This window comes from Bacillus cereus group sp. BceL062 (genome assembly GCF_051780025.1).
In the GTDB taxonomy this organism is placed as follows: Bacteria; Bacillota; Bacilli; order Bacillales; family Bacillaceae_G; genus Bacillus_A; species Bacillus_A toyonensis.
Window position 1 is genome coordinate 369,225 of the sequence record NZ_JBPWGY010000004.1, and the last position, 13,667, is coordinate 382,891.

The following is a 13,667-nucleotide window of genomic DNA, read 5'->3' on the forward strand; positions in this document are numbered from 1 at the left end:
AAGGTTTATATACTGAATATTCTGTTAAAATACCCATCTCAGCAATCGATGTAGAAATAGATTGCAAAAATAGAGAGAAAAAAAGAGGAGCGATGTGAGATGGGTAACCAGTACATTTATATGAATGGGGAATTTGTAGAAAAAGAAAAGGCAGTTGTTTCAGTATATGATCACGGTTTTTTATATGGAGACGGTGTATTTGAAGGGATTCGTAGTTACGGAGGAAATGTATTTTGTCTAAAAGAACATGTGAAACGATTATATGAATCGGCGAAATCTATTTTACTGACGATTCCAATGCCGGTAGAAGAAATGGAAGAAGCCGTTTTACAGACACTTCAAAAAAATGAATACGCTGATGCCTACATTAGATTAATTGTTTCAAGAGGAAAGGGGGATTTAGGGCTTGACCCGAGGAGTTGCGTGAAACCGAGCGTAATTATTATTGCAGAACAATTAAAGTTATTCCCTCAGGAATTTTATGATAATGGACTAAGCGTTGTATCTGTAGCATCAAGACGTAATACGCCAGATGCATTAGATCCACGTATTAAGTCAATGAACTATTTAAATAATGTACTTGTAAAAATTGAAGCAGCGCAAGCAGGCGTACTCGAGGCGCTTATGCTTAACCAACAAGGATATGTTTGTGAAGGGTCTGGAGATAATGTTTTCATTGTGAAAGATGGAAAAGTGCTAACACCTCCTTCGTATTTAGGGGCGCTAGAAGGTATTACGAGAAATAGTGTTATCGAGTTATGTGAGCGTCTTAATATCTGGTGTGAGGAAAGGCCATTTACTCGCCATGACGTATATGTAGCAGATGAAGTGTTTTTAACAGGAACGGCAGCAGAGTTAATTCCAGTTGTAAAAGTTGATTCTAGAGAAATTGGAGATGGGAAACCAGGAAGTGTTACGAAACGATTAACTGAAGAGTTTAAAAAATTGACGAGAGAAAGAGGAGTACGTGTTCCGGGACTGGCGGAAAGTTTAGCGTAGAAAGGGAGAGGAGTTAATCGAAATGGAGGAACAGTATACAACATGTGAGAAATTACAGTGCGAAGAAGTGACAGGTGCCGGACACGTTATTCAATGCTTGAAAATATTAGGTGTAACGACTGTTTTCGGTTATCCGGGCGGAGCGATTTTGCCAGTATACGATGCGTTATATGGAAGTGGATTGAAGCACGTTTTAACTCGTCATGAGCAAGCTGCCATTCATGCGGCTGAAGGGTATGCGAGAGCTTCTGGAAAGGTTGGGGTAGTCTTTGCTACCTCTGGCCCAGGAGCGACGAATTTAGTTACGGGCTTAGCAGATGCTTATATGGATTCGATTCCTTTAGTTGTTATTACAGGGCAAGTTGCAACGCCTTTAATTGGTAAAGATGGATTTCAAGAAGCTGATGTTGTCGGAATTACTGTATCTGTTACGAAGCATAATTACCAAGTTCGTGATGTGAATCATTTATCACGTACTGTACAAGAAGCTTTTTACATCGCCGAAAGCGGGCGACCAGGACCAGTATTAATTGATATTCCAAAAGATGTTCAAAATGGAAAGGTAACAAGTTTTTATAATGAAGTAATTGAGATTCCAGGATACAAAATAGAGCCTATGCCAGACAGTAGGAAGCTTAGAGAGGTGGCTAAAGAAATTTCAAAAGCTAAACGCCCACTTCTATATATTGGAGGAGGCGTCATTCATTCAGGTGGATCTGAAGAACTCATCAAGTTTGCGAGGGAGAACCGTATTCCTGTCGTTTCCACTTTAATGGGACTTGGTGCATATCCGCCGGGAGATTCATTATTTTTAGGAATGCTCGGCATGCATGGAACGTACGCTGCAAATATGGCAGTAACAGAATGTGACTTACTACTTGCTTTAGGTGTTCGCTTTGATGATCGCGTAACAGGAAAATTAGAACTTTTTTCTCCACATTCGACAAAGGTACACATTGATATTGATCCTTCGGAGTTCCATAAAAATATAGCTGTAGAGCATCCGATTGTAGGGGATGTGAAAAAAGCGTTACACATGCTGTTACATGTGCCTATGTATACACAAGCAGATGAATGGCTTCAAAAAGTGAGGAAATGGAAAGAAGAATATCCTCTTTCCTATAAACAAAAAGAATCCAATTTAAAACCACAGCATGTGATTGATTTAATAAGTGAATTAACGAATGGTGAAGCAATTGTCACGACAGAAGTAGGACAGCATCAAATGTGGGCTGCTCACTTCTATAAAGCGAGAAAACCTCGTACTTTTCTTACCTCAGGTGGATTAGGAACAATGGGATTTGGTTTCCCAGCAGCTATTGGTGCTCAGCTTGCTAAAGAAGAAGAACTTGTCATCTGTATTGCGGGCGATGCTTCTTTTCAAATGAATATTCAAGAACTGCAAACAATTGCAGAAAATAACATACCTGTAAAAGTATTTATAATAAACAACAAATTTTTAGGGATGGTAAGGCAATGGCAAGAAATGTTTTATGAGAATCGTTTATCAGAATCAAAAATTGGATCACCTGATTTTGTAAAAGTAGCAGAAGCATATGGAGTGAGGGGGCTAAGAGCAACAAATGCAACAGAGGCGAAAAAAGTGATGTTAGAAGCTTTTGCGCACGAAGGTCCTGTCGTAGTTGATTTTTGTGTAGAAGAAGGTGAAAACGTATTTCCGATGGTTCCGCCAAACAAAGGGAATAATGAAATGATGATGAAGAGGTGGGAAGAATGAGTCATACTTTTTCACTAGTTATCCATAACGACCCAAACGTCTTATTACGTATAAGTGGAATTTTTGCTCGGCGTGGTTATTATATTTCTTCATTAAATTTAAATGAAAATGAAATGGAGTTAACAACAGTTTGTACAGAACAAGAAGCAACATTACTCATCAGTCAGCTGAAAAAATTAATCAATGTACTACAAGTAAACAAATTATAAGGAGTGTATGGAATATGAAAACGTATTATGAGCAAGATGCAAAAGTAGAGTTATTACAAGGGAAGACAGTTGCGGTAGTCGGATATGGATCTCAAGGTCATGCCCAAGCACAAAATTTACGTGATTCTGGTGTGGAAGTTGTAGTTGGCGTTCGTCCTGGTAAGTCATATGAAGTAGCGAAAGCTGATGGGTTTGAAGTAATGTCCGTTTCAGAAGCGGTTCGAACCGCACAAGTTGTACAAATGTTATTGCCGGATGAACAACAAGCACATGTTTATAGAACAGAAGTAGAAGAGAATCTTCGTGAAGGGCAAATGTTACTTTTCTCACATGGATTTAATATTCACTTCGGACAAATTAATCCGCCAAGTTACGTAGACGTAGCGATGGTCGCACCAAAAAGCCCAGGTCATCTCGTTCGCCGTGTATTCCAAGAAGGAAATGGTGTTCCGGCATTAGTTGCAGTGCATCAAGATGCAACCGGCACGGCATTACATGTCGCTCTTGCATATGCAAAAGGTGTAGGTTGTACACGTGCAGGTGTAATTGAAACGACATTCCAGGAAGAAACAGAGACAGACTTATTCGGTGAGCAAGCTGTGCTTTGCGGCGGAGTAACTGCACTTGTAAAAGCTGGTTTTGAAACGTTAACGGAAGGCGGATATCGTCCTGAAATTGCATACTTTGAATGTTTGCATGAATTAAAGTTAATTGTTGATTTAATGTACGAAGGTGGATTAACGAACATGCGCCATTCTATTTCAGATACGGCAGAGTTTGGAGATTATGTAACAGGATCAAGAATTGTTACAGATGAAACGAAGAAAGAGATGAAACGAGTACTTACAGAAATTCAGCAAGGTGAATTCGCGAAAAAATGGATTTTAGAAAACCAAGCAGGTCGTCCAACATACAACGCGATGAAAAAAGCAGAACAAGATCATCAGTTAGAAAAAGTAGGAACAGAGCTTCGTGAAATGATGAGCTGGATTAAGGAACCAGAAAAGAAAATGTTAGTAAAGAAATAGATTAAGAGAATATAAGTGAAAAATACGTAAGAGGGGATTTGACAAGATGAGAAGTGACATGATTAAAAAAGGTTTTGATAAAGCGCCACATCGTAGTTTATTAAAAGCAACTGGTTTGAAAGATGAGGATTTTGATAAGCCGTTTATTGCGATTTGTAATTCTTTTATTGAAATTATTCCAGGGCATAAGCACTTGAACGAATTTGGGAAACTTGTAAAAGAAGCCGTTCGTGCAGCAGGTATGGTACCATTCGAATTCAATACAATTGGAGTAGACGATGGTATTGCGATGGGACATATCGGTATGCGTTATTCGCTTCCGAGTCGTGAAATTATTGCAGATTCAGTAGAAACGGTTGTAAATGCACATTGGTTTGACGGCATGATTTGTATCCCAAACTGTGACAAAATTACACCAGGTATGATGATGGCAGCTCTTCGTATTAACATTCCGACTGTGTTTGTTTCAGGTGGACCGATGGCAGCTGGGAAAACATCTAAGGGGGAAGTTGTTGACCTTAGTTCTGTTTTTGAAGGGGTAGGGGCTTATCAATCTGGGAAAATTTCAGAAGAAGAATTAAAAGATATTGAAGATCATGGCTGTCCATCTTGTGGCTCTTGTTCCGGCATGTTTACAGCGAACTCTATGAACTGTTTATGTGAAGTATTAGGTTTAGCCCTTCCTGGAAACGGTAGTATTTTAGCAATTGATCCAAGACGTGAAGAGTTAATTAAACAAGCAGCAGAGAAACTGAAAATTTTAATTGAAAGAGATATTAAGCCGCGTGATATTGTAACAGAAGAAGCAATTGACGATGCTTTTGCACTTGATATGGCGATGGGTGGATCAACGAATACAGTATTACACACGCTAGCACTCGCACAAGAGGCAGGGCTAGATTATGATATGAGCCGTATTGATGCTGTTTCAAGACGTGTACCGCATTTATGTAAAGTAAGTCCAGCTTCTAACTGGCATATGGAAGATATTGATCGAGCGGGCGGAATTAGTGCAATCTTGAAAGAGATGAGCAGAAAAGAAGGGGTACTTCATTTAGACCGTATTACGGCTACTGGGCAAACATTAAGAGAAAACATTGCTCATGCAGAGATTAAAGATAAGGAAGTGATTCATTCTCTTGAAAACCCTCATAGTGAAGAGGGGGGCTTACGTATTTTAAAAGGAAATCTAGCGAAAGATGGAGCGGTTATTAAAAGCGGGGCAACCGAAGTAAAACGATTTGAAGGACCTTGCGTTATTTTTAATTCACAAGATGAGGCATTGGCTGGCATTATGCTTGGGAAAGTGAAAAAAGGAGATGTAGTTGTCATTCGTTATGAAGGGCCAAGAGGCGGACCGGGTATGCCTGAAATGTTAGCACCAACATCAGCAATCGCTGGAATGGGATTAGGTGCTGAGGTTGCATTATTAACGGACGGACGTTTCTCTGGAGCTTCACGTGGCATTTCGGTAGGGCATATTTCACCAGAAGCAGCTGCGGGTGGAACAATCGCACTACTTGAACAAGGGGATATCGTATGTATTGATGTTGAGGAGCGCTTGCTAGAAGTAAGAGTGAGTGATGAGGAATTAGAAAAACGTAAAAAAGAATGGAAACGACCAGAACCGAAAGTGAAAACGGGCTGGCTTGGACGATATTCTCAGATGGTAACATCGGCGAATACAGGTGCAGTTTTAAAGGTGCCGAATTTTGATTGAGTCAAAATAAAAGAGATAAGGATGATAGAAAATGGTGCAAAATGTGAAGGAGAGAGTGAAGATTGAAGATATCCTTATGGCTCATAACTGTATGAAGGATATCGTCATGAAAACGCCCTTGCAACGTGATAAGGTTTTATCTGAAAAATACGAATGTGAGGTGTATATTAAACGAGAAGATTTGCAAGTAATTCGGTCTTTCAAAATTCGCGGTGCATACAATTTAATTCAAAGTTTGTCGAAAGAACAATTACAAAATGGTGTTGTTTGTGCAAGTGCTGGCAATCACGCACAAGGAGTTGCGTATACGTGTAATTTATTAAATATTCCATCGAAAATCTTTATGCCAACAACGACACCAAAACAGAAAGTATCACAAGTTCAATTTTTTGGTGGTAGCTTTGCAGAAATCATGTTAGTTGGTGATACATTTGATGGTGCTTTTCAAGAAGCGCAGCGCTATTGTGAGGAAAATAGGATGACATTTGTGCATCCGTTTGATGATCCGTATGTAATTGCAGGGCAAGGAACAGTAGCTGTTGAAATTATGCACGATATGGATAAGGCAGTTGATTATCTCTTTACAGCAATTGGCGGCGGTGGATTAGCATCGGGTGTAGGTACATATGTGAAAGGTGTTAGTCCAGCTACAAAGGTAATTGGTGTAGAACCGATGGGGGCTGCATCTATGAAAGAGGCTTTCCTTCAAAACGAAAATGTAGCATTAGAGAAAATAGATAGTTTTGTTGATGGAGCAGCTGTCAAAAAAGTAGGGAAGTTAACATTTGAAACTTGTAAAGATGTCATTGATGACATTGTTTTAGTACCAGAGGGAAAGGTTTGTACGACGATTTTAGAACTGTATAAGAAAAATGCAATTGTAGCTGAACCGGCTGGTGCACTCTCTATTGCAGCACTTGATTTATACAGGGATGAAATAAAAGGTAAAACAGTTGTATGTACGCTAAGTGGTGGAAATAATGATATTGATAGAATGCAAGAAATGAAAGAACGTTCTCTCATTTACGAAGGGTTAAAGCATTATTTCATCATTGAATTTCCGCAGCGTTCAGGTGCGCTAAGAGAATTTCTTGATAAAGGATTAGGACCAGAAGATGACATTACGCGCTTTGAGTATATTAAGAAACATAATAAAGAAAATGGTCCAGCGCTGGTCGGGGTAGAATTAAAACATAAAGAAGATTATGAGCAATTAATTACTCGTTTTAAAGAAAATAATATTCAATTTGTGGAGCTTAATAAAAACCCTGTTTTGTTTGATCTGCTTATCTAGTAGAAAAAATAAAAAAAGATAGATACAAGCAAGGAGAATGCTGATTGTTCTATCTTTTTTTAGTGAAACGAAATACTCTCCAAATTCAAGAAGGAGAAAGCTAGTTAACCAAAAATATATCGCGATATGAATGATTATGTACAATGAAAATTCAAAGGGAGAAAGTTTTCTTTCTCCCTTTATTTTTTTAGTAGTCTAACAGAAAAAAGGAGCATAAAAGCAGGATTGCTATAGATACTTTATATACGTTTTCTAACAAACTTATATTTTCTAACAAGTCTTTCAGCATGTCTATCACCTATTCTGTAGTATTTGTTACAGAGAAATAGATTTCGTGCTGTTTAGTTACGTGTGTTTATTATTTTTCCAGTACTATCAATTTCTACATCAGTTGAAACCGTTTGTAAATATTGTAGAGCTTTTTTCTTTTCTTCTTCATTTACTGGGGAAACTTGGTTATTACGAATGATGTAAGGGTTAAATGACATTTGGACATCCTTTCCGTTAAAAGTTAAAGTTAAGACGCCAGTTTCTGCACTTTTTCCATTCACATAACTCGGGAACAAAAAGTTACCTAATGAGTAAGCAATAGGAACTTTATTATAATACTCAAACCCTTGTAACCAATGCGGGTGACTTCCGACAATAGCGTCAGCACCTGCTTCAACCATTTTAGGTACATATTGTTTTTGGTATTCTACTGGACGATTTGATTTTTCAACGCCCCAATGCATATAGACGATTAAATAGTCTGCATCTTGTTTTTGCTCTTTAATTGTTTTAGTTACAAGATTTAAATCATATCCGTTCGCAACGCCAGGTTTATTGTCACCAGCTACCCAATTAGAATCAGGCATAAATCGAACGAAGGAAAGAAATTTGAACTTTTTCCCTTTTACGGTCATTTCTCGTGCAGTATATGCATCTTTTGCATTTTTTCCGGCCCCGATGTAAGGGAACTTTAATTTTTCTACGTGAGAGATAGTGTCTAATAATCCATCTTGCCCATAATCAAGTGTATGGTTATTCCCAATATTTACGATGTCATATCCAGTGTTTTTAATGGCTTGTAGTGTAGATGGATCACTTTTAATCCAAAACAGTTGCCCAGGTGCTTTCTTTTCTCTCGTTGTAAAGGCCGATTCTAAATTAACAAAGGAAATATCTGCTTTTGTTATTTCTTCTTTTACATGTTGGAATGGATAATCAGCCCCGTTTTTTTCGATAATAGGACGTAATTGCCAATCGAACATTGTATCACCAGAGAAAGTGAGTGTAATTTCCGGGTCTTCTATTTTCTTTTTGCTTTTTGTAACTGTTTTACTAGATTTGCTTTGCAAATCGGGTTTGTCTTTCGCTTTTGAAATAAAAGAGTAGTTGATTAATACAACAATTGGTGTAATACAAAAGGCTATTAACAGAAATCGTTTTAGTAAAGTTTTCATATATACCTTCCTTTTGAGTTTATCCCGTTATTGAAAACTTCCGCATTTAGATTAAAATGAATCCACTAAAGGTAGTTATCGAAATATGTATAGTTGCAAAAAAACGGGTTATAGTAGTGAAATTCATTTGTTAATATTCTCAATATTAAGTTAACATATAGATAACTTGTAAATCAATGTGTAAACCAAAATATAGAAATAAAGAATTCGAAAGGTGAAGAATGAGAAATGGTTATATTAGGGGCAGTTGTAAATGGCATTTGTATTATATTCGGTACTTTACTTGGTAAATTATTTAGTAAGATTCCAGAAAGTATGAAGGGAACAATTATGCATGCAATCGGTTTAGCGGTTACTGTACTTGGCCTTCAAATGGCATTAAAAAGTGAAAACTTTCTTGTTGTGATTCTAAGTTTAGTTATTGGTACTGTAATTGGGGAATGGTTACAATTAGAAGAAAAGTTAAAACTGTTAGGAGATTGGTTAGAAAATAAAGTTGGATCGAAGGGGAAAGGGAGTATATCAGAAGGGTTTGTAACAGCAACGCTTATTTTTGCAATTGGCGCGATGGGAATACTTGGTGCATTGGACAGTGGAATTCGCGGAAATCATAATATTTTATTCACAAAGGCGATTATCGATGGATTCATTTCGATTATATTAACGACAACTCTAGGAATCGGCGTAGTATTTTCAGCGATTCCAGTTATTTTATATGAAGGTGCTATTGCCATTTTTGCAACACAGATTAATAGTTTTGTCCCGAAAGAATTAATGAATCAATTTATAGTGGAAATGACAGCTACGGGCGGCATTATGATATTCGCCATTGGATTAAACTTACTTGGATTTATTAAAATTAAAGTAGCGAATTTACTTCCAGGTATATTGGTAGTTGGAATAATTGTTTCAATTATTTATGGTTACGGTTTGTTAGTAAAGTAGTTGAGGATGGAGATACATATGGGGGAATTCCAATTTACAAAACGTGTTCATAAAATACTGGAGATTGCGGCAAAAGAGACTAAATATAATATAATTCAACCAGTTCATCTTTTTATCGGCATGTGTAAAGAAGGTACAGGAGTGTGCGCAGAGTTATATATGTATTTGTTTCGTAAAGTTGGCACGGATTTTTTAGAAGAACTTTCTTTACAAAAACAATATGAAATAGAGTACATAAAAATAGAACAATATAAATTAGCTAATAAAACGCTAGAAATTTTGCAAATAGCGAAGAAACGTATGGAACGTTTTCAGCAAGTATTAATAAATGAAGGACATGTAATATATGCATTATTTCGTTTAGGTACAGTGAGTGAAAAAGTTATAAACAAAGAAATAAAAAAAGATGTGTTACGTATTATAGCTGAACCAAGAGATTTAGCGGTTGATTTAAAATACTTTGATCCCATTTATAATAAATTATCTTGTAATGTTAGAAGAGCTAGCTCTGCTGATTTTGAAACATTAGTACGTTTTGTTACGGGGGAATTTGGTGAACGCTGGTTACAGTCGATAGATTATGGATTTCGGACATATAAAGAAAAGGTACCTATTTATATTGCAAAGCAGGGCGAAGCGATAGTAGGTTTCGCTTGTTATGATGTAGTGAGGGGAAAGAAAGGACTATTTGGTCCGATGGGGACAGCGAAACGAAATCGTGTGAAAGGTGTAGGGAAAGAATTGTTGCATCATTGTTTATATAATATGAAGCAAGACGGATATGAATATGCAATTATTGGACAAGCAGGTCCGATTGAATTTTATGAGAGAAGTTGCAATGCTCGTTTAATACCGCTAGAAGATAATTGACCAACTCCATATAGGGGAGTTGGTTTTATTATGAAAAAAATGTGGAATTTACATGGTTTTTGCTAGGAAATAGCGGCTTTTGTAATGAATATTACGTCTAAATCAAATTACTAAACTTTTTACAAGAAAAGGTGTAGAATGGGTATCGAATGAAAGAAGGTGTGAAAATGGCCAGCTGGAAACGAAATTTAATGATTTGTTGGCTAGGTTGTTTTACCACTGCAGCCGGTATGAGTTTAGTAATTCCTTTTTTATCTTTTTATATTGAGGAGTTAGGAGTGACTGGCACTTCGAGTATTGCACAGTGGTCGGGACTTGCATTTGGTGTAACATTTTTAATGGGTGCGATTGTATCACCAATATGGGGAAAGCTTGGTGATATACATGGACGGAAATTGATGCTTATACGTGCTAGCCTTGGTATGGCGGTTATTATGACGCTTATGGGGTTTGTAACGGATGTGTATCAACTAGTCGCACTTAGATTTTTGATGGGAGCAGTATCTGGTTTCCTTTCAACCGCAATGACATTTATTGCAGCAGAAACTCCGAAAGAGCATTCAGGTTGGGCAATTTCCACAATTTCAACCGGGGGCGTGAGCGGCTCATTACTCGGACCATTACTAGGCGGTTATTTGTCTGAGTTAATTGGAATGCGTCATGTCTTTCTTGTTACAGGAGCTTTCTTATTCCTTTCCTTCCTCATCGTCTTTTTCTTCCTACATGAAGAAAATCACTCTGCTCAAGCAAAAAAGGTACAGCAAAAAAAAGTATGGACGATGGTCCCAGCAAAGCATGTAATTATTAGTTTATTTGTAACAACATTTATTATTCAACTTGCCAATATGTCAATTCAACCTATTATTACATTGTACGTAAAGAATTTGGAAGGACCAGGAACAGCTCATATCGAAATGATTGCAGGAGCAGTTATGTCTGCGACAGGATTAGCAGTTATTTTGGCAGCGCCTAAATTAGGAAGATTATCAGATCATATCGGTCCTCAAAAAACATTAGTAGTAGCATTGTTTGCTGCAGGGATTATCTTTATCCCGCAAGCATTTGTAACCTCAGCTTGGCAACTATTAATTCTTCGATTTTTATTAGGTATCGCACAAGCAGGATTATTACCTTCCGTACAAACTCTACTAAAACAACATACGCCAACCCATGTAACGGGACGAATATTTGGATATAATCAGTCGTTTCAGTTTTTAGGAAATATGATTGGTCCAGTGCTTGGGGGGCAAATTGCAGCTCATGCAGGCTTCCAATATGTTTTCTTCTCTACATCATCACTATTATTTATTGCATGCATTTGGGTTTATTTTCATAATAAGAACGAAGAGGTATCAGAGAAACAACATTTGGAAGTTAGTTAACTAAGTGAATGAAATAGAAAAAAGGATGAAGCAATGAATGCTTCATCCTTTTTCTTTAAAATTGAAGGCAAAGATAACTTAATGTACCAAGCTCGTAACTACGGTGAATGACTTTTCCGTCACTTTCACCACTGCCCATAGCGATAAATAAAGGAACAAAATGTTCTGCTCTTGGTACTGCTAATTGTGCATGAGGCGCATTTTTCTCCCAATTAAATAATGCATCTATATCGTTAGTTTGCATATGTTTCATAATCCAGTCATCAAATTCAATTGCCCATTTTTCAGGTGTAGTTTGATTCCATTTCAGTGCTCGTAAATTATGAACGGTAACGCCACTACCGATTACTAAAATATCTTCTTGTCCAAGTCCTTTAAGTGCTTCTCCAATTTCAAATTGTTCTTTTGCAGGAAGGAATGGATTGACTGATATTTGTACGACAGGAATATTTGCTTCTGGATACATGCGATGCAAGAGTGTCCATGAACCATGATCTAAACCTCTCGTCATATTATGATGAACTGGAATGCCTTTGTTTTTAAATTTTGTTTCTAACATAGATGCAATACTAGAAGAGCCTTTTGCCCGATATTTAATTTCGTATAACTCAGGAGGAAAACCTCCAAAATCATAAATTGTTTCATACTCGTCATCTGATGAGGAGATTGTTAATACTTCACTTTCCCAGTGAGCGGTAAAAATAACAATTGCTTTCGGTTTATATGTTTCTCCAAGTGTTTTTAAAAAACGTGTATAATCTGTATCTTGAATAGCAAGCATTGGTGAACCATGTGCTAAAAATAGTGATGGCATCATAATAGAGACCTCCTAAAAATATAATAATTACTTTATGTAAGTAACTATATAATCTTATCTGTTGTACGTCAACAAAATAGTTTGATAGCTAATCGGAAAAGTACAGTATTTGTCATAATGAAAGCAATTGCATATAATACATAATAAGAATAATGAACGGATATTCATTATTTTGAGATACATAATAGAGTTGGGGGCTGACGAAATGAACGTACAGGAAAGTTTCGTTACGGCATTGGATGGATCGGAAATTTATTTGCGTAAGTGGTTACCAGAAGGAGATCCGAGAGGAATTATTCAAATTGCACATGGCATGACAGAGCATGCAGGGGTGTATACAGAATTTGTAGATGCTTTATTGGAAGCAGGGTATGGTGTTTATGCGCATGATCATAAAGGACATGGGAAAACAGTAAAAAAAGAAGAAGATTATGGTCATTTTGAACCAAATATAGGGTGGAATCAAGTTGTATCGGATGTTATCTTTGTTTCAGAAAGGATAAAAGAAGAGCAGTCAAGTCCTTTGTTTTTACTAGGACATAGTATGGGTTCTTTTTTATCAAGACGTGCTGTACAACTTAGGGGTGAACTATATGATGGATTTCTGATTTCAGGAACAGGTGGAAATCCAGGGCTTTTAGGGGCTATTGGTCATAAAGTAGCAACAATCGAAATGAAATTGCGTGGGGCAAAAACGAAAAGTCCAGTGCTAAACTTTTTATCTTTCGGAAACTTCAATTCGAACTTTAAGCCAAATCGTACGAAATTTGATTGGTTATCTTCAGATATAAATCAAGTTGATAAATATATCGCGGATCCGTTATGTGGATTCATTTGTACGACGAGTTTTTATAGAGAACTATTTTCTGGTGTATTAGAAGTAAATAAACTAGAAGAATACAAGAAGACGCCAAAACATCTTCCAATACATATATTCTCTGGTGATCGTGATCCTGTTGGAGATATGGGAAAAGGTGTAAAAGAAGTTTATGAAAACTATAAAAAATGTGGTGTGAAAGATGTTACACTACGTTTATATGAAAATGGAAGACATGAAATGTTCCATGAAGTGAATAGAGATGAAGTGTTTAAAGATTTAATTTCTTGGTTAGATGCGCATAATAAATGAGAATGAAAGCTAAGCCCATACTGTTTGTAGTTCGGGCTTATATTTATAGATAGTACGGATAGTCGCTAATGGAGTTTGCGTAGCGGCTTTA

At 37.0% G+C, this 13,667-nt stretch carries 12 protein-coding genes and 1 pseudogene; 10 read left to right on the plus strand and 3 right to left on the minus strand.

The window, feature by feature from the left end:
* The first annotated feature begins 99 nt into the window (after positions 1-99).
* Genes ilvE through ilvA form a run of 6 tightly spaced genes read left to right on the plus strand, consistent with a single transcriptional unit; the run spans position 100 to position 6,988 of the window.
* Positions 100-999, plus strand: a complete 900-nt coding sequence (ilvE, locus tag ACS2MN_RS12910) for a branched-chain-amino-acid transaminase (protein ID WP_098806190.1) — start codon at positions 100-102, stop codon at positions 997-999.
* 22 nt (positions 1,000-1,021) lie between these two features.
* Entirely contained in the window at positions 1,022-2,737 is a 1,716-nt protein-coding gene (gene ilvB / locus ACS2MN_RS12915; protein ID WP_346994135.1) for an acetolactate synthase large subunit, read from the plus strand.
* Positions 2,734-2,946, plus strand: coding sequence for an ACT domain-containing protein (locus ACS2MN_RS12920; RefSeq protein ID WP_000019908.1), 213 nt, complete (start codon positions 2,734-2,736; stop codon positions 2,944-2,946). The genes ilvB and ACS2MN_RS12920 overlap by 4 nt, the downstream gene beginning before the upstream one ends.
* A 14-nt stretch (positions 2,947-2,960) precedes the next feature.
* Positions 2,961-3,974, plus strand: coding sequence for a ketol-acid reductoisomerase (gene ilvC, locus ACS2MN_RS12925; protein WP_087950235.1), 1,014 nt, complete (start codon positions 2,961-2,963; stop codon positions 3,972-3,974).
* A gap of 46 nt (positions 3,975-4,020) precedes the next feature.
* Entirely contained in the window at positions 4,021-5,694 is a 1,674-nt protein-coding gene (gene ilvD, locus ACS2MN_RS12930; RefSeq protein WP_001255829.1) for a dihydroxy-acid dehydratase, read from the plus strand.
* A gap of 31 nt (positions 5,695-5,725) precedes the next feature.
* The gene (gene ilvA, locus ACS2MN_RS12935) at positions 5,726-6,988 is read left to right on the plus strand and encodes a threonine ammonia-lyase IlvA (RefSeq protein ID WP_000250553.1); all 1,263 of its coding nucleotides are present in this window, start codon (positions 5,726-5,728) and stop codon (positions 6,986-6,988) included.
* 66 nt (positions 6,989-7,054) lie between these two features.
* On the opposite strand, the pseudogene ACS2MN_RS12940 reads toward ilvA, so the two are convergent.
* Together ACS2MN_RS12940 and ACS2MN_RS12945 are read right to left on the minus strand one after the other, a co-directional pair.
* A pseudogene (locus ACS2MN_RS12940) lies at positions 7,055-7,277 on the minus strand (hypothetical protein); the annotation flags it as partial.
* 52 nt (positions 7,278-7,329) lie between these two features.
* Complete coding sequence (locus ACS2MN_RS12945; RefSeq protein ID WP_346994136.1) at positions 7,330-8,433, minus strand: CapA family protein; 1,104 nt, start codon at positions 8,431-8,433, stop codon at positions 7,330-7,332.
* A gap of 228 nt (positions 8,434-8,661) precedes the next feature.
* Between ACS2MN_RS12945 and ACS2MN_RS12950 the strand changes: the two genes are divergently transcribed.
* The 3 genes from ACS2MN_RS12950 to ACS2MN_RS12960 all read left to right on the plus strand — a co-directional run bounded on the left by ACS2MN_RS12950 (position 8,662) and on the right by ACS2MN_RS12960 (position 11,630).
* A complete protein-coding gene (locus tag ACS2MN_RS12950) occupies positions 8,662-9,378 on the plus strand; it encodes a DUF554 domain-containing protein (RefSeq protein WP_000236015.1) in 717 nt (238 codons plus the stop codon).
* An 18-nt stretch (positions 9,379-9,396) separates the two neighbouring features.
* Positions 9,397-10,248, plus strand: coding sequence for a GNAT family N-acetyltransferase (locus tag ACS2MN_RS12955; protein ID WP_000503624.1), 852 nt, complete (start codon positions 9,397-9,399; stop codon positions 10,246-10,248).
* A 167-nt stretch (positions 10,249-10,415) separates the two neighbouring features.
* Positions 10,416-11,630, plus strand: a complete 1,215-nt coding sequence (locus tag ACS2MN_RS12960; protein ID WP_000179322.1) for a multidrug efflux MFS transporter — start codon at positions 10,416-10,418, stop codon at positions 11,628-11,630.
* 55 nt (positions 11,631-11,685) lie between these two features.
* On the opposite strand, the gene ACS2MN_RS12965 is transcribed toward ACS2MN_RS12960, so the two are convergent.
* Positions 11,686-12,447: a DODA-type extradiol aromatic ring-opening family dioxygenase gene (locus tag ACS2MN_RS12965; protein ID WP_098820743.1), complete on the minus strand. Its 762-nt coding sequence runs from the start codon at positions 12,445-12,447 to the stop codon at positions 11,686-11,688.
* A 205-nt stretch (positions 12,448-12,652) separates the two neighbouring features.
* Between ACS2MN_RS12965 and ACS2MN_RS12970 the strand changes: the two genes are divergently transcribed.
* Complete coding sequence (locus tag ACS2MN_RS12970) at positions 12,653-13,576, plus strand: alpha/beta hydrolase (RefSeq protein ID WP_001102585.1); 924 nt, start codon at positions 12,653-12,655, stop codon at positions 13,574-13,576.
* Positions 13,577-13,667 lie beyond the last annotated feature (91 nt).

Bases quoted from the DNA above. Each gene is read 5' to 3' on its own strand.
- ilvE (WP_098806190.1), top strand. From the start codon at position 100: ATGGGTAACCAGTACATTTATATGAATGGGGAATTTGTAGAAAAAGAA.
- ilvB (WP_346994135.1), top strand. From the start codon at position 1,022: ATGGAGGAACAGTATACAACATGTGAGAAATTACAGTGCGAAGAAGTG.
- ACS2MN_RS12920 (WP_000019908.1), top strand. From the start codon at position 2,734: ATGAGTCATACTTTTTCACTAGTTATCCATAACGACCCAAACGTCTTA.
- ilvC (WP_087950235.1), top strand. From the start codon at position 2,961: ATGAAAACGTATTATGAGCAAGATGCAAAAGTAGAGTTATTACAAGGG.
- ilvD (WP_001255829.1), top strand. From the start codon at position 4,021: ATGAGAAGTGACATGATTAAAAAAGGTTTTGATAAAGCGCCACATCGT.
- ilvA (WP_000250553.1), top strand. From the start codon at position 5,726: ATGGTGCAAAATGTGAAGGAGAGAGTGAAGATTGAAGATATCCTTATG.
- ACS2MN_RS12945 (WP_346994136.1), bottom strand. From the start codon at position 8,433: ATGAAAACTTTACTAAAACGATTTCTGTTAATAGCCTTTTGTATTACA.
- ACS2MN_RS12950 (WP_000236015.1), top strand. From the start codon at position 8,662: ATGGTTATATTAGGGGCAGTTGTAAATGGCATTTGTATTATATTCGGT.
- ACS2MN_RS12955 (WP_000503624.1), top strand. From the start codon at position 9,397: ATGGGGGAATTCCAATTTACAAAACGTGTTCATAAAATACTGGAGATT.
- ACS2MN_RS12960 (WP_000179322.1), top strand. From the start codon at position 10,416: ATGGCCAGCTGGAAACGAAATTTAATGATTTGTTGGCTAGGTTGTTTT.
- ACS2MN_RS12965 (WP_098820743.1), bottom strand. From the start codon at position 12,447: ATGATGCCATCACTATTTTTAGCACATGGTTCACCAATGCTTGCTATT.
- ACS2MN_RS12970 (WP_001102585.1), top strand. From the start codon at position 12,653: ATGAACGTACAGGAAAGTTTCGTTACGGCATTGGATGGATCGGAAATT.